Below are 19,032 nucleotides of genomic sequence, written 5' to 3' on the forward strand. Positions count from 1 at the left end.
TGCGTCCTAACACAAAATCCGGAGCCGTCGCGATCGTGCGCGCTACTTAGCTGTGTGTTTCGCGCGGGTTCGGGCCGCCTTCTTAGCACCAGCGACACGTTCTGTTTTCGGGCGCGCGGCGGCCGCCTGACCTCCGAGACGACCTCCTTTTTTGGCCGGCGCCTTATTCGTGGTTTTGCCCACGCCACTGCCGCCCGGCTTTCGACCACCATGATCCATTTTGTTGACGGTCGCCCAGGCACGACGTTCGGCCTCGCCCTTGCGTACGCCGCGGGATTCGTATCCCTCTTCGATATGTTCGGCCTGCCGCTTCTGCTTGCCGGTGTACTTGGCTTTGTCACCTCGGGGCATGACGCACCTCCACATTTTGATTTACATAGGTGAAAATCGAAGTCGAAATTTCTCGGAGGGGACGCTGCGCGCCGACTCACCAGGGTTTCAACTTCCAGCCCATCACGAAGCCCACTCCCAGGCACCACAGGGCGACCATTTCGGGGCGTTCGCGGGCGTATTCGCGGAAATGCGTGACCAGGTCCGCCTCGGCTCTGTGATCGGAGACTGCGAGCGCCGTTGCCGCAGCATTGCGCCGATGGGTCATAGATTCGTGAGCCGCTGAAGATTTCCGTACCATGATTAGTGTTCTCCCAAAAGGCGATTTGTGTTTGACGAAAATGCGACCCCTTGAGGAAGTCGCTTACGCGATAGGTGAACATGAGAGTAACTGCTTCACCGTCTAGCGATCGCGCATGAATAGGCTCAAGACCAGGCCCGTCAGCAAGCCCACGCCGAAAGCGGCCACAACCGATTCGGCCGGGCGTCCCCGAACCAAGTCCGCGGCATCGCCATAGTGGTCGCGCAGATGGTCGGCGACGTCGTGCAGCGTTCCCTGGGCGGCGGATGCCGCATCATTGACGAAGGTCCGACCATTCTCGACGGCCGTCGAAATGTCTGACGACGCATCGGCGGTCAAGCTCTCCAGGTAGTCCTGAATGGCGCGCCGTGTTTCGCCGGTCTTTCGTTGAATCAAGCCGACCAATTGATCGACGTCACCGTTGAAACGGCGTAAGTCGTCAGCCGTGAGATCGCCCCAGTGCTGCTTCAGAATGCCTTTAATTTCGTTCCATTGTCCTTGCAGGATTTGTGCGTTAATCATCGGGGACGCTCCTTTTGCTTACGGAATCGGATACAGCAGACTGCGCCGCCGTTTTCGGGTAATGGCAATCGGTCTGCGGAAAAGGTCGGAACGCTACCACATGAATTGCATATTCCGTGCCGACATAACGGTTTGCGATTTGTAGACCCACCATTGGGATAGTGCGACTGCTCGGACGGGCGCAGTCGAAGTTCAGACTGATCCACCGTCGATTGTGAATGTCGGGTCAATAGGCGGAAACGATCTTCAAAAGTCCGGAGGCCGCGGCACAGTCCTTGCATTTTCGTCGATGGGCGGACGCCACTGCTTAATTCAATACTGACCACAAAAGCCCCTGCAGGAGTTAAGCCATGAATTGGGAACAGATCCAAGGAAACTGGATGCAGTTGCGCGGCAAGATCAAGGAGAAATGGGGCAAGTTGACCGACGACGACCTGAATGTCATTGACGGCAAACGCGAGGAGCTTGCCAGCACGCTGCAAGCTAAATACGGCTACCAGCGCGAGCAGGCCGAGCAGGAAGCAGACGAGTTCTGCCGCTCGGCATAAAGCCGAGCACGCCCCCTTTCACCGTGATTTGTCCAGCGGCCCTTAAACCAGAGTGATCGCCGCGCGAGCAGTTGGAGTTCCGGAGGCCAAAAGCCGGCAGATTTCTCGGAGATACTGTCCAAAAACTCGAATGGCACGTGATGTGCAACCTCTCAATAGACGCGATTGGCATGCAAATCCTCTGATGAATGCGGTGGCCTCACACGGCACCGCGATCTCGCACAAATAACTCGGTCAATCTGGATAAGGAGCCTGATCATGTTGTACTGGACGCTCGTATTTCTCGTCGTTGCAATGGTAGCCGCGGTTTTTGGATTTACCGGCATATACATTGCCGCAGCGGAAATCGCCAAGATTTTGTTCTTCATCTTTTTGGTGCTGTTCATCGTGAGCCTGGTCGCCGGAGGACTCAATCGTCGTCCGCTCGCTTGACGAATCGCACCGCTCGACTGCCATTGGCAGAGGGAGGCCCGGGGATTTGCGCCAGAGATCCTCGGGCCTCTTCATGCGCAGTCGTAATTCGGTACGCCGTTATCAAGACGGAGCAGGAACCGACTTAGTGTAAGGAATCGGGCAGATCCGATGCGGCTTCGGCCTGCGAGATATCGGACAGCTCGCGTTTGATCCGATGCAATTCCTCGTCCGAGCGACTTTCAAGATCAACCATATTGGTGCGGGCTTCGCCAACGGCGCGAAGTAACTCGTCCAGCTTCAATTGCATGGCCAGCGAGTCGCGATTCTGCGTATTCTGAATCAAGAAGACCATCAGAAAGGTAACGATCGTCGTGCCGGTATTGATGGCCAATTGCCAAGTGTCGGAATATCCGAACAATGGCCCTGTCACGCCCCAGACGAGAATTGTCATCACTGCGACGATGAACGCCCGGTTAGAGCCGAGCACATCGGCCGTCGCCCTCGAGAAGATGCGAAACGAATCTTGCACGAGCGTTTCTCCGAAAAGAGTAATTTGCGGCCGGTGCGCAATTCGCCATTACTGCAAGATGCAATTCCAATGCCGCTCCTCCTGGGTACCCGACTAATGAGCGCTGCAAGGTGGATTACATGATCGGCGTCGTTGATGAACTAATCGTTCCACCGCAGGGCGCCGTGCGCCAGCCAGACGGCAGCACTCGCTGGTGCATCTGGGCACCGAAGCACGATGCGGTCTCGTTGATCCTATGGGAAAAAGGAGAGAGGCGTGAGCACCGTATGCGTAGCGGCGACGACGGGCATTTCCGGTGGATCGGTCGCGACATTGCGCATGGCGAGCGCTACGCGTATCGGCTGGCAGGCGACGGCCGTGAATACCCCGATCCCTTTTCCCGCTGGCAGCCCGAGGGGGTCCATCAGCCGTCGGCGGTATTCGATCCCCATCGTTTCATCTGGTCGGATTCCGGCTGGAAAGGGGTGGCGGCCGAGGCGTTGTCGATTTACGAATTGCACGTCGGCACATTTACACGCGAGGGAACGTTCGCGGCGGTCGCGGAACGCTTGCGCGACTTGCGAGATTTGGGCATCACCGGCATCGAGATCATGCCGATCTCGCAGTTTTCCGGCGCACGCAACTGGGGTTACGACGGCGTCCATCCTTTTGCCGCGCAGAATTCCTATGGCGGGCCGGAGGAGTTACAGCGATTGGTCGATACGGCTCATGGGCTGGGAATGGCCGTTCTCTTGGACGTGGTCTACAACCATCTTGGCCCGGAAGGAAACTATTTCGGCGCATTCGCTCCCTACTTTACGGATCGCTACCACACCCCCTGGGGATCGGCGCTGAATTACGACGGTCGCGATTGCGATCCTGTGCGGCGGCTGGTGCTTGATAGTGCCACGATGTGGATTCGCGACTTCCACCTGGATGGGTTGCGTCTGGATGCGGTGCAAACCATCTACGATACCAGTGCGCTGCATATTCTGGCCGAATTGCAGGAATCGGTGCAGCGGATCGCGCGCGAGCAGAATCGACACGTCATCGTCATTGGCGAAACCAATCAGAATGATGTGCGCCTAGTCGCGCCGCGCGAACACGGCGGGTACGCTTTGGACGGTATTTGGGCGGACGACTTTCATCACAGCGTCCACGCGCTGCTGACGGACGAGCGGGACGGTTATTACGCGGAATTTGGGCCGCCAGAATATGTGGCGAAGGCCCTGCGGGACGTCTTCGTTTACGATGGCCGCTACAGTCCCTTTCATCGCCGCCGGCACGGTAACCGAGCCGGCGACACGCCGCGCGAGAAGTTCGTTTTCTGCGTGCAAAATCACGATCAGATTGGCAACCGCGCACTGGGCGACCGGCTGGCCGCGAACGTGTCCCCCGCCGAGTTGCGGCTGGCGGCTGCCTTATTGCTTTTGTCGCCGGCGATGCCGCTATTGTTCATGGGAGAAGAGTATGGCGAGCGCCAGCCCTTCCCCTTCTTCTGTTCCTTCTCGGACCCCGGCCTGGTGGCAGCGGTCCGGCGCGGTCGGCGCGCGGAACTGGCCTCGGTGAAATTCCAATGGAAGCACGAGCCCCCGGACCCGCAAGGCGAGGCCGCATTCCTCGATGCGAAGTTGTCCTGGGATTGGCAGAGCGATTCGCAGCGCGCCGGTTTGCGAGCCTTGTACCAAGATTTGTTAGCGGCGCGCCAGGCCTGGTTCACGGATCCGCCGCGCGAGGTCACGTGTGCCGAGATTCTGGGAGGGGATGGTAAGTCTGCCTGCCTGTGGTGCGAGCGAGGTGGTCCCACCGCTGTGCAGATTTGCGCGAACCTCTCTGGTCAGACGGCGCCGGTGCCGAGATCGCCCAGCGCCGGGAGCCACTTAATGCTCTCAACGGCTGCCGGCGTTTACGGTGGCACGCGCGCAAACGACGATGATGCGATCACGCAACTGGGGCCCTATGAATGCCTGGTATGGGGACCAGCAGAATTGAGTCGTCCCGCGAACTTTCGAGCAGCAACAATGCCGTCGATCTAAAACGGGGAACCTTCGCTCACCGACGGGCCGTAGCGACTTTCGACCAACACGGCGGTGGAACATGGTCCACAACGACTTCGTCCACGACATCGAGGCGGGTCGCCAATCGCTGGCACAGCCGATAGACCGTCTGCTTGGCATGGAACGTCGAAACCACGCCCGAGACAATCAACTCCGCTGCCGCCGCGTTGAATTCGATTTCAACGCTGTGTCCACTGGTGGGCATTTGGCGAAGAAGCTCGCCCAGTATGCGACGCCTTAGATGACGGAGTTCTTCCAGTTGGGCCGAGGATTTTTGTGTGAGAGCTGGAAGCGGTTCGGCAAAGGCAGCCCGGCAAGCGGCTGGAATCATGGAGAGCAAATCCTACGGTGCGAGAGGAGAGGAGGTCTGAAGCCCTTGACCGCGGTTGCAAATCAGGGGCCAAAAAATTCCGATTCTATGAATCACAGCGGTTTTCTCTTGCCATGTTCGCTCCTTAAGAACGCGTTGACTGCGGGTAGTCTTGTTAACTCATGGTTCGAAGCCGGCCACCATGACCGCTTCGGCTCCAAATCTCCCAGGTCGCATGGACCTTTAGTAACGCATCCGGCTGCGGAATCTCGGGCTTTTTAGCCGGTGACATTCCGCCCCAGCGCCGGCCGCGATCTCGGAGTTCGACGCGGGTATAAAAGTTGCAACCTTCGCTTGGTATAACTCGTTGACCATCGACAATTTCCCTGACAGGGCTTGCCGCAGTGATTTCAGATCCGCATCGGGCAGAGTTCTCAGAGCCGCGCGTGTTGATCGTGGCTCAAGATGTTGAGCAACGTCAGTCCTTGGCCGAAGCGATTTCTGCGTTCGGTTTTCAAAGCCAGCTTGCCGGCAACTGCCTTGAGGCGACTCAAGCCTTTTCGAGACATCCGTTCAATGCGGTGCTGCTTGACTTGTCCGACGCGGTTCTGGATAGCGCGGTCACGGCTCGATTGCTGCGCAGCCTGGAAACGGGAGAGCAGCGCGTGCGGATATTCTCCATTTCACCGGTTCAGGGTGCCGATCAACAGCGTCATTTGGCGGCGGGAGTCGATGGTTTTTTTTCGACCACCTTCAATGCCGATGAGCTTGATCGCCTATTGCGCGCGACGCCGGTCGCGCCGATTCGACCACGGCGCGATCTGGCGGCAGCCGCGCGGCGCGCGTCGTCGATCGATTTGCAAGCGGCGCTAGCGCGACTGGGGGGGGACGAGTCGCTACTGGCGGATTTGATCCAATTCTTCTTTGAAGATGCATTTGGAATATTAGCCGCGATGCACGCAGCCATCGATAAGCAGAACTGGGACGAGGCGCGCCGGGCGGCACACAGCTTGAAAGGCTTATCATCCAATTTCGGTGCGGCGCCCGCCGTCAATATCCTGCAAGCCATAGAGAGTTGCGACCGGGACGGCGAAACCGCGGCAAGCGCCCAATCGTTTGCCACGTTTGTCGCCGACGCCGATGAAGAGGTGGCATGGCTCGCCGCGGCGCTGGCCGAGTACTCGGCCAGCGCGTGCGATGGGGCGTCCAAGGACAAGAACGCATCACACTGACAGGGTGACGATCGCGGCTCCTTTGTTGCGAGCCAGCTTCTCGGTGGCACCACGCGGCTACACTGGTTCGTCGACTTCTTCAATATCCGAGATGCCGTCGTCGATCTTGATTTGCCGATCGATCGACAGCCCGAGTGCGTGAATCTTGTTTCGCAGGCTGCCGCGCGTTATGCCCAGCTTTTTCGCGGATTGCGAGATGTTTCCTTGCGTCTTGTCCAGGACTCGCAATAGCACATAGCGCTCGACGGCGGCAATCACGTCCTTGTATAGTCCGTCGCCGTTCTGGTCCAACAGCCGGTCGACTTGCTCGGTAAGATCGCCGCCGTGCCCCTCGCTGCTGACACCTACACTGTCGGCGCGGGCCACGGTGTCCGGCAAGAACTCGGGCAGCAGCACCGGACCGACGGTATTCAACATCGCTTGCCGTAACACGTTCTGTAATTCGCGGATATTGCCCGGCCATTGGTAGGCCAGCAGCACATCGAGGGCCTCGGGCGAAATGCCGCGTACATCTTTTTCCAGATCGGCGGCAAAACGACGCAGAAAATGCTCGAGCAGCAGCGGCAAATCCGCGGTCCGCTCGCGCAGCGCCGGCAGATTGATCGTCACGCCACTCAATCGATAGTACAGGTCCGCGCGAAACTCGCGCGCGGCGACCATTTGCTCCAGGTCGCGGTTCGTGGCCGTGATCACCCGCACATCGGTGGAAATCGTTTGATTGCTTCCCACCCGCTCAAACTGCTGTTGCTGCAGGACGCGCAACATTTTGGCCTGCAAGAGCAGCGACATATCGCCGATCTCGTCCAAAAACAGCGTGCCACCGTTGCACTGCTCGAATTTTCCGATACGTCTTTGGTCGGCGCCGGTGAACGAGCCCTTTTCATGGCCAAAGAGTTCGCTCTCCAAGAGAGCGTCGGGAATCGCGGCGCAATTCACCGCCAGAAACGGCCGATCGGCCCGTGGACTGTGCTGGTAAATGGCCCGCGCAACCAATTCCTTGCCCGTTCCGCTTTCGCCGCGAATCAGCACCGTCACGTTCTGCGGGGCGACGCGGCCGACAGCCTTATAGACAACCTGCATTTCCGAACTGCGCCCTACCAGGCGATCGGACCGATCGTTGGGGCTGCTCGACCCAGGGACCGAGACCGGCACGTTCATCAAGCGGCGGACTTCGATGGCCTGTCCCACCAGCTTGCGCAACGCCGCTACGTCCAGCGGCTTCATCACGAAATCGTAGGCCCCTAACGTCATGGCCTGAATCGCGACGTCGCTCGAGTCGAGTGCTGTAACAAATATGATCGGCAGCTTATGATCCAGCGCGTGGAACGCCCGAAACGCTTCCAGACCCGACATTTCCGGCAGATTGATGTCCAACAGGACTGTGTCCGGTGATTGGCGCCGGAGCACGTCCAGGCCGTCTTCGGCAGTCGCTACCTCGACAACCGTGACATCAGTTCCTTCGAAAGCTTGATGGACGAGGTGGCGTACTGCGCGGTCATCGTCAACGACCAGAAGTATGGGCATACTGCGTTCGACTGCTTAAATAGGGTTGCGGGCAAACACCCCGGAAGAAGTGCGACCCGTGAGCGTCCTGAATCCATTGTGCGAGTTTGGGCCTTGCTTTCAATGGAGTCGACGGGGATTCCGTCAAAACTGCCATTTATTCAGGAACGGCAGTTGCATAGAGGCGACGTCAGGAGCGTTTGACCTACTAATTGGTCAATGCGCGACCACCGGCTTGCTTCGCTTGCGACCCAGCTTAGGATGCAATACTTCCTTTCAGGCTCGCCTGAAGCTCGCGCTGTGGGACGCGCTCAGTGGCTCCGCATTTTGCACCATTTACCGGTCCAAGAGACGCCGTGTGTTAACGGCGCGCTCGGAAAGTCGGCAGCGGGGCGTTGCATGATAAAAAAAGCCGCAGATCCGCGACCTCGCTTTGTCGGTGTGGGCACAATCACGGCGGCGATCTTGCTGTCCGTGCTGCTCACGTATTCTGTGGTTTCGTATTGGCACCTGCGCAAGATCGCCACCCACGAGGCGGGCGTCCTGCACGCGACGGACGCGGCCAATTCGGCCGTGAAACTGCTTTCCGCCCTGCAGGATGCGGAAACGGGCCAGCGTGGTTTTCTACTGACCGGCGAGCCGACTTATCTCACGCCCTATCAAGCGGCCCTGGGGGCAATCGAAAGGTCACGCCATGAACTACGCGACGCGCTGCGAGATCAGCCCTCCGAGGCCGAGCATGTCGCCGAGTTGGACCGCCCTATCGACGCCAAACTTGCAGAATTGGCGGAAGTGTTGCGGGTAGCGGACGGCGAGAACCTCGAGCAAGCGCGTCGCGTCGTGGCAGAACATCGTGGCTTGCACGAGATGGATGCCATTCGCGAAACGATCGGAACGATCGAGCAGAAAATCTCGGACCGCCGCGATGCGCTGCGCGAGGCGGTCGATGTCAGCATTCGCTATGCGATGATGTCATTGCTGATCGCGACGGCGTTCAGTTGCGGGATCATTGCTGTCGGCTTCTACGTGATCCAGCGCGAGATCGCGGCGCGGCGGCGATTGTCCGAGTCGTTGCAGACCGCGGATCGTAATAAAAACAAGTTCCTGGCGATTCTGGGGCATGAGTTGCGCAATCCTCTGGCGGCGATTCGCAACGCGATCGAAGTCCTCGATTTGCTGGGAAATTCGTCCGAGCCCGTCGACGAAATGCACGGTATTATTCGCCGCCAGACCGGAGTTATGGGGCGATTGGTGGACGACCTGCTGGACGTTTCGCGCATCGCCCACGGCAAAATCGAATTGCAAAGCTCGCAGCTCGATCTCGGGCAATTAGCGGAGCGCACCATTGCCGACACTTGCAGCGCCGTGCATGGCTCCGAGGTGACCATCACCCTCGATGCCCCACCGCAGCCCCTATGGGTACGCGGCGACGCGACGCGTTTGGGCCAGGCGATCGGCAACCTACTGCATAACGCGGTGAAGTTCTCACCGAGCGGCGGACACGTGGCCGTGAGTATCGTGCGTTCGCCCGGCGCCCAGGCAAGGCTCGCGATCAAGGACCAGGGTATCGGTATGGACCAGCGCACACTGGCCCGCGTCTTCGAACCCTTTGCCCAGGGTGCGGACAATGGCGATCGCAGCCGCGGTGGCCTAGGTCTGGGACTTCCTTTGGCAAAAGGCCTGATCGAATTGCAGGGGGGACGCATCGCCGTCGAAAGTGCCGGCCCAGGACGCGGTACAACATTCATCGTGACCTTGCATTGCGTCGAGTACGAGGCTCCTCATGAAGGGCATTGCGGATCACCCCAGAATGCGCCGGAAAGCTGCCGCGTCCTGATTATCGACGATCGCCGCGATTCGTCATTCCCCATCCAGCGCATGCTGGAACATACCGGACACGAAGTTCATGTGGCCGTCGATGGCCCGAGCGGTCTTGCCATGGCGCAGGATCTGGAACTCGATATCGTGTTCTGCGACATCGGTTTGCCGAACGGCATGGATGGTTATGACGTGGCACGGGCGCTGCGCAATTCCCCCGATACTGCTCCCCTGTTCCTGGTGGCTCTCACGGCTTATGGCGACGAGGCAGCACGGCGGAAAGCGCACCTGGCGGGATTCGACCGCCATCTGACCAAACCCGCTTCGGTGAACGAAATTCGGGAGATTCTCGCCTCGCTACCGTGCGGTATCGGAGAGCGAGACCGCATGCGCTCGGCGACGTAAAGCCGCGCGGGCAGCGCTTGTCAAAAGGGGGCATTCCGAGGCGGTCGAGAAGCAACCAAGGCGATGGTTTCGCGACCTATAGCGATTGCACCTGCCTTGCTGCCCGCCAGGTGCGTTACTGAGTACCGCAACGGCTGGCTCACGCCGCGACGACACGGCATAATTGTTGCATTCTCATCGGGCGAGGGTCGTGTTTTGGCAAACGCGCCCGCTAGTCAGGCAACAGAGAATTACCTCGAGATGCGGGGGACACCGTGAACGGAACATTTGAAACCACTCGGACGGCACAAGACGCACAAACGTCCCACCCGCGCGTGTTGGTCGTGGACGACGACCGCAGCAACTCAGAGATCGTTTCCCGGGTCCTGGCCGCGCATGGTTATGCCGTCGATATTGCCGTCGACGGACGTACCGCGTTGGAACTCGTGAAGCGGCATGCATATCGCCTAGCGGTGGTCGACTATCAAATGCCGGGAATGAACGGCGTCGAGCTATTTCGATTGGCCAGGGACGTTCAGCCCGATCTTCGCGGCGTGTTTTTGACCGCTTATGCGAACATCAACACGGTGTTTCCCGCCATCGAAGCAGGGGTGGAACGAGTGCTCGCAAAGCCGCTGAATTCGCGTGAGCTGCTCAACATCGCCGAAGCACTCATCGGCCCGGGTATCGGCGACGACGAGTAGTCCGGCTATCCGGCTTCTAGTCGGTAGCGCTGCTTGGGCGGTCGATCGACCGCCAGGGTGGCACGCAAACAGCCATCCTCAGCGACGTAAACGAACGCAAAAATGCATATGGAGGTGCATTTCGCAGTGCTCTTCACCCCCCCCCACCTGAGTCGGGAACCTGCTGGTTCAAGATTTGCATAGGGTGCTGGACTGCACCAAGATTCATCGAGGCGCTTTCGCCAAGCGCCCTGGCCGCTGTTCGGGGGCTCCGGATCGTGGCGCACGAATCTCGTCGATTCGATAGTTTGCTTTCACCTTTCGGACGCAATATCTCTCCGCTCGGCCGCCAGTCCTTGCATGTTCCGCGTCGATAGCGCGAAACGGGAAGTCCAAAGCGCCCTCCCGGTCGCGTGGCGGGCAATTCTCGATCGAACTTGATGTGCCGGCTTGTCCTACTTATTTACGTTGCGCTATGTCGACTTCGCATCTCTATCGATCAATCCCCTACATCGCCGCAGTGCTATTGATCGTGGCAGCCAGCCTCGTCACGGGGCTATTGTCGAGCAATGTCGCTGTTCTAATAGCCATGTACGTCGCGGCCGTAGCAGCAATCGGCTGGTACGGCGGTTTTGGACCAGTACTGCTGGCGACGGCGGTCAGTTACACGATTGCCAACGTGTACTTTATTTCGTCGCGCGACGCATTTCGGCCCAATGCGACCGCCTTCGTTTATATCTTCGTTTGCCTGGCGATCGGTCTATTCAGTGAGATCTCGAAGCGTTCGATGCGGAGAGCCATTGCGAACGCCGAGCAGGTCAAGATGATCGTGGAAAGCATTACCGATGGTTTCGTCGTGGTCGATAACAGTTGGCGTCTGGTTTATATGAACCGCGCCACCGAGGAGTACAACCGGCGACACTTCATGCAGCGGACAACCGCGAGCGCCACGGGCGTTTTTCCATTGACGATCGGTCCCGCGGCGCAAACGCAATTGAAACAGGCCGCCGTCGAGCGCAAGGTCGTGGAGTTCGAAGACTTTTACGTGCCCTGGCAGCGGTGGTTCGAATTCAAGGCGGCGCCGACCGAAGAAGAGAATCTGGCGATTTATTTTCGCGACATTACGGAGCGCAAGCGCCACGAAGAAGAGCTGCGCAAACTGGCGTCGATCATCGAATCGTCCGAGGACGCGGTGATCGGGCTCGATCTCAGCGGAAACGTGACGAGTTGGAATCAGGCCGCGGAAAAACTCTATGGCTACACGGCCGCCGAAATCGTCGGCCATCCTGTGCTGGCGCTTCTACCCGACGATCTGGTGAATGAAGAGGAGGAGATTCTGGAAAAAGTCCGTCACGGAAAATTACTGCGGCATTTTGACACCGTCCGTGTGCGGAAAGACGGGCAAAAGGTCGACGTCTCGCTGAGCATTTCCGTGATTCGCGACGACGCCGGCGCGATCATCGGCTGCTCGAAGATCGCCCGTGATATCGGCGACCGCAAACGAGCCGAAAAGGCCCTGCGCGAAGCCGATCGTCGCAAAGACGATTTCCTGGCGCTATTGGGGCATGAGCTGCGCAATCCGCTGGCCGGCATCGTCAGCGGTGTCGAAGTGCTGAACCAATTGGGCGCCGACGATGAAGATGTGCGCAGCGTGCGTGCGATCATCGAACGGCAAGCGAATCACATGAGCCGTTTGATTGATGATCTGCTGGACGTTTCGCGAATCGTTCGCGCCAAGGTGACCCTCGACCGAACCCGCCTCGACCTTACGGCACTCGTACAGCAAACCGTTGCTGACCACGCCATGCAGTTCGAGCAACGTCAATTGTCGTTAGAGGTCGATACGGGGGACGACCACGCCTGGGTCGAAGGTGATGCCGTGCGCCTCGCGCAAGTCGTGACCAACTTGCTCAACAATTCCATTAAATTCACCGATCCGCAAGGTCGCATATCGGTGCGAGTTCGGCCCGCGCCAACGCGGGGAGAGGCTGTGCTCGAGGTGCATGACACCGGTATTGGCATGACGCCCGAGACGATTGCCTCGCTGTTCGAACCCTTCGCCCAAGCCGAGGCGACGCTGGAGCGCAGCTCGGGGGGGCTAGGCCTGGGATTGGCCGTCGTGAAGGGATTGGTGGAATTGCACGGCGGGAGAATTTCCGCCAGCAGTCCAGGACCAGGCCAGGGCGCCAGCTTTGTGATTCAATTGCAGCTATGTCCAGCGCCGCGCTCACTCAGTCCACAAACGAACGTCGACCAGCCGGCAACCGATCCATTGCGTGTACTGGTTGTCGATGATAATCGCGACGTCTTACATCTGATCAGCAAGTTGTTGAAGATGCGCGGACACACGGTCGCTGTGGCGAAAGATGGTTCGTCGGGCGTGAATATGGCGCGAGAATTTCGCCCCGACCTCGTCCTTTGCGACATTGGCCTGCCGGGCGAAATGAACGGCTACCGCGTTGCCGAGGCCTTGCGCGCCGACCCGGCCACGCGCTGGACGCATCTGGTCGCGGTGACGGGTTTCGGCCAGGAAGAAGATCGTCGCCGGGCGTTGGCCGCGGGTTTTGACCGCCACATGACTAAGCCGGTCGGTTACGCCGACCTGGTGACTCTTATCGCGGACATGGGGGCGCACTAAATAACGCCGCGGTACGCGTCTGCAATCAGGGCGCCGGGTGGTGTATGCTACGAGGTACGTGACCTCGCGTCCCCCCGCTTCGGGTCCGAGCGCCTCGTCCCACGGCGTTTACCCTGAAGCTGCTTTCCTCCGTAGCCTCGTGCAATGATTGTGCGCCCGATCATTATTGGATGGCTGGTTATCGGCATGGCACTTGTCGTGCCGCCCCCGCCTGGCGCGATGGCTGAGGAAACGAAGCCCGCTACAGATCGCTTCGCTGTGACCATCCAGCCGCTGTTGATCGCCAAATGCGTTCGCTGCCACGGTGCCCAAACGCAAAAGGCCGAGTTGGCTCTGCACACTAGCGCCGGCGTGCAGAAAGGGGGCGAATCTGGCGCCGTGATCACGCCGGGCAAATCGGCCGACAGCCCGCTGTACGAAAAGATTCACGCCGGCGAGATGCCCCCCGATGGCGAAAACCCGCTGAGCGAGGCCGAGGTCGAAACGATTCGCCGCTGGATCGACGATGGCGCCTCGTTCGGCGATGAAGCTGCCAGCGAGCAGACAGTAGGCTATCACGACGTCCTGCCCATCCTGCTACTGCGCTGCACTTCGTGTCATGGCCGCCAGCGACGAGAAGGGGAACTCGACCTGCGCTCGCGCGCCAGCATGTTGAAAGGGGGCAAGTCGGGGCCGGCACTGGTGCCAGGCAAGCCGGAAGAGAGTTTGTTAATCAAGCGCATTCATGCCGAAGAAATGCCACCCCGGCCGCGATTGGTCGAGGCAATGGTCAAACCCATCGAAGCGGCCGAATTGGCGAAGCTCGAACGTTGGATCGCGTCGGGCGCCCAGGAGGCCACAGCCGAGCCGGACCTGGCAGGCACTTCGGCCGATCCGTTGGTCAGCGCCGTGGATCGAGAGTTTTGGGCTTTTCAGCGCCCGCAATCTGCGTCGCCACCGCCGGTCACGGAAACCGGCCGCGTTCGCAATCCGATCGACGCGTTTGTCATCGACAAGCTCGCCTCGCAAGGTTTGTCGCTGTCGCCCGAGGCCGATCGGCGCACGCTCATCCGCCGGGCGACATTCGACCTCACGGGGCTACCGCCCGAGCCGGCCGAGGTCGAAGCCTTTCTGGCAGATACATCGGCAGACGCGTACGAGCAATTGATCGATCGGCTGCTTGCTTCGCCGCGCTATGGCGAGCGTTGGGGGCGCCACTGGCTGGACGTCGCCGGCTATGCCGATTGCGAAGGGCGCCGCGAGCAGCATCTGCCGCGTCCTGACGCCTGGCGCTACCGCGATTACGTGATTCGTTCTTTCAACGCCGACAAGCCGTACGACCGTTTCCTGATCGAGCAACTGGCCGGCGACGAATTGGTCGATTTCGAGCACGCGACGGAGCGGTCAAAAGAGATCGAAGATTGCGTCGTTGCGACAGGATTCTTGCGCATGGCGCCTGACCCGACATGGGCCAATCTCACCGGCTTCGTCCCCGACCGCTTGGAAGTGATTGCCGACGCAATCGACGTGCTCGGGTCGGGCGTGATGGGATTGACCTTTAAATGTGCGCGCTGCCATAGCCATAAGTTCGATCCGATTCCGCAGCGCGACTATTACCGCCTGACGGCCATCTTCAAGGGAGCGTACGACGAGCATGATTGGTTGAAGCCGCAACTGATCAGCTACGGCGGCGCCGTGAGTGCGGGAGCCGGCGAACGGTTCCTCTCTTGCGTGGCACAGGACGAGCACAACCGTTGGCGCGCCAATCGGGATAAGGCCGAGCAAGAGCTTGCCGCGGCGAAGGCTGCGCCACAATCCGCTGAAAACGATAAGCGAATCAAGGAACTCGAAACCTCGCTTCCGGCCGAACCACGAATCATGGCCTTATGGGATCGCGGCGAACCCTCGCCGACATATATTTACCGCCGCGGCGACTACCAAAATCCCGCCACGTTGGTTCAGGCGGGAGCGCCCGCCGTGTTAACCGAGGCCGACGCGCGCGTGGACATCGCGCCGCCGCGACCCGATGCACCGTCGACCGGGCGCCGGCTGGCCTTCGCACGCTGGTTAGTCGATCCACAACAGCCGCTGACGGCGCGGGTGATGATCAATCGGATCTGGAAGCATCATTTCGGTGAAGGGCTGGTAAAGACGATCGGCAATTTCGGCAAGACCGGCGAACGCCCCAGCCATCCCGAGCTGCTCGATTGGCTAGCCTGCGAATTCATGCGCGAGGGGTGGAGCATGAAGGCCATGCACCGTGTGATGATGACTTCGAGCGTCTATCGGCAAACGTCTGCCGTGACGCCACAGCATGAAAGGCTTGACCCCAACAATCGATTGCTGTCGCGCATGCCGCTAAGACGGCTCGAGGCCGAAGAACTGCGAGACACGCTGCTGGTCGTGGCCGGGCAATTGGATGAGACGCGTTTCGGCCCCGCGGATGCTGTACAGGTGATGCCGGATGGTGTTGTGCAAACGGGCCAACGGCGCAGCGTTTATGTTCAACAATTGCGCAAGCATCCGCCTACACTTTTGGAATGCTTCGACTTGCCGGCGATGAATCCGAACTGCTTGGCGCGTACCGATTCCTTAGTTGCATTGCAGGCTTTACATCTGATGAATGATACCGTGGTGCGCGATTTGGCCAGTCATCTTGCGCAACGCGTGACAAAACTAGCCGGAGATGAGCCGCGCGAGCAGATACGACATCTCTATGCGATCACGCTCTGTCGCCCGCCAGGCGAGGCCGAGGCGACGATCATGCTGGAATCATTGACGCGCCTGACCGACGCCTGGAAAGTACAAGCAAGTGCAGCCGGCGCGTCCCAGCAGGACGCTGGCTCGCGTGCCCTGGCAACCATCTGTCATACGATCCTGAACTCGGCAATGTTCTTATACGTGGATTGAGGGCGACGATCGTGCGTGAATCTCATTTGCCGTTCGCTCGGATGCCGGCCGGAATGCTCTCGCGGCGCAGCTTTTTTGCGCACGTCGGCGCCGGCATGCAAGGCGCGGCCTTGCTGCATCTGCTCGGCAGCGATGGAATTGCCTCGACCGGCAGCGACGACTCTGTACCCGGGTCGGTCGATTTGCTACCGCGCCCGCCCCATCATCCGGCTCGCGCGAAGTCGGTGATTCACCTGTTCATGAACGGCGGACCGAGCCAGATGGATCTGTTCGATCCGAAGCCGGAGCTCGATCGGCGCCACGGAGAGGCGTATTTCGATCGCATCGCGGGCGAAGTCGAATCGCCGGCCGCGGCCGGGGCGCTGATGCGCAGCCCCTTCAAGTTTGCGCAGCATGGTCAGTCGGGAATGTGGGTATCGGACGCGCTGCCGCATATCGCGAAACAGGTAGATGATCTGGCACTCGTGCGTTCGTTATATACGACGAATATTACCCACGAGCCGGCACTGTATTTGATCCAATCTGGGCACATGCCTAGCGGTTATCCGTCGCTGGGCTCGTGGGTCGTGTACGGGTTGGGAAGTGAATGCCAGAATTTGCCGGCCTACGTTGTGCTCGACGATCCGCGCGGGCTGCCAATCAACGGCATCGAGAACTGGACGGCCGGCTTACTGCCGCCGATTTGCCAAGGGACGCGATTCCGCCCGACCGGATCACCCGTTTTGAACCTACGCGCCGCGGCCGAAGATCCGCCGGCGGTCGCAGAATTACAGCGTGAACTGCTCGGCGAGCTCGATCAAAGACACAAAGCCGAACGGCCGGGGCAGCCGAATCTTGGCGCACGAATCGCCAGCTATGAACTCGCGGCGCGGATGCAATTGTCAGCGACCGACGCGCTGGATCTAGCGCAAGAGTCGGCGGCAACGCAAGCCCTCTATGGCATTGGCCGGGAGCCGACTGATTCGTACGGCCGTCGCTGCCTGATCGCGCGCCGGCTGGTCGAACGGGGCGTCCGCTTCGTACAGCTTTATATCAATCAGCAAATCTGGGATAACCACTCGGCGCTAGCCACGGACATGAAAGCCGCTTGCGAGCGCACAGACCTGCCGATCGCCGGGTTGCTGCAGGACCTGAAGCAACGAGGGCTATTGGACGAGACGTTGGTCATCTGGGGTGGAGAGTTCGGTCGATTGCCGATGGCACAATTGTCCCCCGACAAGGACGAGCACAAAGCCGGACGCGATCACAACAAGAACGCGTTCTCTTCGTGGATGGCGGGTGGCGGCGTCAAGGCAGGCATTACCTATGGCGCCACTGACGACCTAGGATTTGCCGCGGTCGAGAATCGTGTCAGTGTGCCGGACTGGCACGCCACGATCCTGCACCTGCTTGGCCTATCGCACGAGCGACTGTACATCGATCAGAATGGCCTGAAAGAAAAGTTGACCAGCGTGAATCCTGCCCGGGTCATTCGCGAGATTCTGGCCTGATCCGATTGCCGAATTGATTTCGACACGTCCGCCGCACCTACCGCTTAAGCGCCCTCCCTCTGACAATCCTTCGGAAAATGCCTTCATCTCGCTCGACACTCGACCAGCCGGCCGCGGCCGAAGCTCCGCAGGACGTCACGCGGCTGCGCGATCTTTCTCCGCAGCAATGGAAATCGGGACTGGCCGCTTGGCTGGGCTGGATGTTCGACGGACTGGACATGCACTTGTATGTGCTGGTCGCTGGTCCGTTTGTCGCTGAACTCCTCGGCGTGTCCAGCGCCAAGAATCGTGAGGTGGGCTACTACAGCTCGTGGATTCAGGCCGCGTTTCTCTTCGGGTGGGCCCTCGGCGGCGGTTTCTTCGGCATGATCGCGGATCGTCTGGGGCGCAGTCGGGCGCTGGTGATGACCATCCTTACCTATGCGGCTTTCACCGGGTTATCGTTCTTTGCGCAGGCCTGGTGGCATCTGCTCGTGTTTCGATTTCTGGCGGCGCTGGGGATCGGCGGCGAATGGGCCGTCGGTGCGTCGCTGCTTTCGGAAACGTGGCCGCGACGCTGGCGACCGTGGATGGCAGCCGTTTTGCAAACAGGCGTCAACCTGGGAGTAATCCTGGCCAGCCTGGCGAATTTCCTGCTGGCTGGCTTTCCCTACCGCACAGTATTTCTGGTGGGCGTATTGCCGGCGCTATTGGTTCTTTGGATCCGGCGCAGCGTACCTGAACCAGAAGAATGGCAAGACGCGCAACTGCAGGGCGGTGTCGAACGACCTGCGTTCACCGACCTGTTCCGCGGCTCTGTGCGCCGCACGACACTTCTGGCGCTGTGCGTCTGCGGCTTGTCACTCTCTGGGCATTGGGCATTCTTGTTTTGGTACCTGCAGCAACTGCGCAACTTGCCCACAGTCAGCGCCTGGACCGACGTCGAAGTCGGCCAACTGGTCAGCAAAATGGTTTGGCTGGTGATGGTGTCGTCGATTGTCGGTAATTTTTTCGCCGCCTGGTTGGCGCGACGATTGAAGTATCGCCGGGCGATCGCGCTGCTGTGCTTGGGCTACGCGGCGTCGATGTTGGTCACCTATGGTGTGCCGCGCGATTACAACCAGATGTGGTGGGGGCTGGCCGCGATCGGACTGTGCCAGGGAGTGTTTGCCCTGTTCACGATGTATCTGCCGCCGTTGTTCCCCACGCTGCTGCGAACCACGGGAGCAGGCTTCTGCTTTAACTTCGGCCGCATCGCCGCCGGGATCGGCACCGTGTTCTTTGGGCTGTTCTCACAGGTGGGCGACTACCGCCTGGCTTTGCTATTTGCGGGCATGCTGTTTGTGCCCGCCGCCATCATTGCATGGTCGTTGCCAGAGTTAGAGGACGAACAGCAACCTGCCGTGCCGTAAACAGCCTCGCAATG

The 19,032-nt window shown here is 59.8% G+C and carries 16 protein-coding genes; 10 read left to right on the forward strand and 6 right to left on the reverse strand.

The features are described from left to right. Positions 1-42: 42 nt before the first annotated feature. From VGN12_11280 to VGN12_11290, 3 genes are all read right to left on the reverse strand, one after another. Positions 43-351: a hypothetical protein gene (locus VGN12_11280; GenBank protein ID HEY4310025.1), complete on the reverse strand. Its 309-nt coding sequence runs from the start codon at positions 349-351 to the stop codon at positions 43-45. Positions 352-427: 76 nt separating this feature from the next. Further along, on the reverse strand, positions 428-631 hold the full coding sequence (locus tag VGN12_11285; GenBank protein HEY4310026.1) for a hypothetical protein: 204 nt from the start codon (positions 629-631) through the stop codon (positions 428-430). A gap of 102 nt (positions 632-733) precedes the next feature. Beyond that, positions 734-1,153, reverse strand: coding sequence for a CsbD family protein (locus tag VGN12_11290; GenBank protein ID HEY4310027.1), 420 nt, complete (start codon positions 1,151-1,153; stop codon positions 734-736). A 350-nt stretch (positions 1,154-1,503) separates the two neighbouring features. Between VGN12_11290 and VGN12_11295 the strand changes: the two genes are divergently transcribed. Next, entirely contained in the window at positions 1,504-1,701 is a 198-nt protein-coding gene (locus tag VGN12_11295) for a CsbD family protein (GenBank protein HEY4310028.1), read from the forward strand. 258 nt (positions 1,702-1,959) lie between these two features. After that, positions 1,960-2,133: a DUF1328 domain-containing protein gene (locus tag VGN12_11300; GenBank protein ID HEY4310029.1), complete on the forward strand. Its 174-nt coding sequence runs from the start codon at positions 1,960-1,962 to the stop codon at positions 2,131-2,133. 124 nt (positions 2,134-2,257) lie between these two features. On the opposite strand, the gene VGN12_11305 is transcribed toward VGN12_11300, so the two are convergent. After that, the gene (locus tag VGN12_11305; protein ID HEY4310030.1) at positions 2,258-2,644 is read right to left on the reverse strand and encodes a low affinity iron permease family protein; all 387 of its coding nucleotides are present in this window, start codon (positions 2,642-2,644) and stop codon (positions 2,258-2,260) included. 119 nt (positions 2,645-2,763) lie between these two features. Between VGN12_11305 and treZ the strand changes: the two genes are divergently transcribed. Beyond that, positions 2,764-4,659 carry a malto-oligosyltrehalose trehalohydrolase gene (gene treZ / locus VGN12_11310; GenBank protein ID HEY4310031.1) on the forward strand — a complete coding sequence of 632 codons (1,896 nt, stop codon included), beginning with the start codon at positions 2,764-2,766 and terminating at the stop codon, positions 4,657-4,659. A gap of 16 nt (positions 4,660-4,675) precedes the next feature. On the opposite strand, the gene VGN12_11315 is transcribed toward treZ, so the two are convergent. Further along, positions 4,676-5,011 (reverse strand): hypothetical protein, encoded by a 336-nt coding sequence (locus VGN12_11315; protein ID HEY4310032.1) that lies wholly within the window; start codon positions 5,009-5,011, stop codon positions 4,676-4,678. Positions 5,012-5,445: 434 nt separating this feature from the next. On the opposite strand from VGN12_11315, the gene VGN12_11320 reads away from it, so the two are divergent. Next, positions 5,446-6,222, forward strand: a complete 777-nt coding sequence (locus VGN12_11320; protein ID HEY4310033.1) for a response regulator — start codon at positions 5,446-5,448, stop codon at positions 6,220-6,222. Between the two features lie 57 nt (positions 6,223-6,279). Here VGN12_11320 and VGN12_11325 read toward each other — a convergent pair whose 3' ends face one another. Then, a complete protein-coding gene (locus VGN12_11325; protein HEY4310034.1) occupies positions 6,280-7,746 on the reverse strand; it encodes a sigma-54 dependent transcriptional regulator in 1,467 nt (488 codons plus the stop codon). A 378-nt stretch (positions 7,747-8,124) separates the two neighbouring features. Between VGN12_11325 and VGN12_11330 the strand changes: the two genes are divergently transcribed. The 6 genes from VGN12_11330 to VGN12_11355 all read left to right on the forward strand — a co-directional run bounded on the left by VGN12_11330 (position 8,125) and on the right by VGN12_11355 (position 19,018). Next, complete coding sequence (locus tag VGN12_11330; GenBank protein ID HEY4310035.1) at positions 8,125-9,948, forward strand: CHASE3 domain-containing protein; 1,824 nt, start codon at positions 8,125-8,127, stop codon at positions 9,946-9,948. 254 nt (positions 9,949-10,202) lie between these two features. After that, a complete protein-coding gene (locus VGN12_11335) occupies positions 10,203-10,631 on the forward strand; it encodes a response regulator (protein ID HEY4310036.1) in 429 nt (142 codons plus the stop codon). 454 nt (positions 10,632-11,085) lie between these two features. After that, positions 11,086-13,248 (forward strand): PAS domain S-box protein, encoded by a 2,163-nt coding sequence (locus tag VGN12_11340; GenBank protein ID HEY4310037.1) that lies wholly within the window; start codon positions 11,086-11,088, stop codon positions 13,246-13,248. Between the two features lie 186 nt (positions 13,249-13,434). After that, complete coding sequence (locus VGN12_11345) at positions 13,435-16,137, forward strand: PSD1 and planctomycete cytochrome C domain-containing protein (GenBank protein ID HEY4310038.1); 2,703 nt, start codon at positions 13,435-13,437, stop codon at positions 16,135-16,137. Between the two features lie 11 nt (positions 16,138-16,148). Then, positions 16,149-17,627, forward strand: a complete 1,479-nt coding sequence (locus VGN12_11350) for a DUF1501 domain-containing protein (protein ID HEY4310039.1) — start codon at positions 16,149-16,151, stop codon at positions 17,625-17,627. A gap of 77 nt (positions 17,628-17,704) precedes the next feature. Beyond that, on the forward strand, positions 17,705-19,018 hold the full coding sequence (locus VGN12_11355; protein ID HEY4310040.1) for an MFS transporter: 1,314 nt from the start codon (positions 17,705-17,707) through the stop codon (positions 19,016-19,018). The last annotated feature ends 14 nt before the right edge of the window (positions 19,019-19,032 follow it).

This window comes from Pirellulales bacterium, assembly GCA_036499395.1.
Classification (GTDB): domain Bacteria; phylum Planctomycetota; class Planctomycetia; order Pirellulales; family JACPPG01; genus JACPPG01.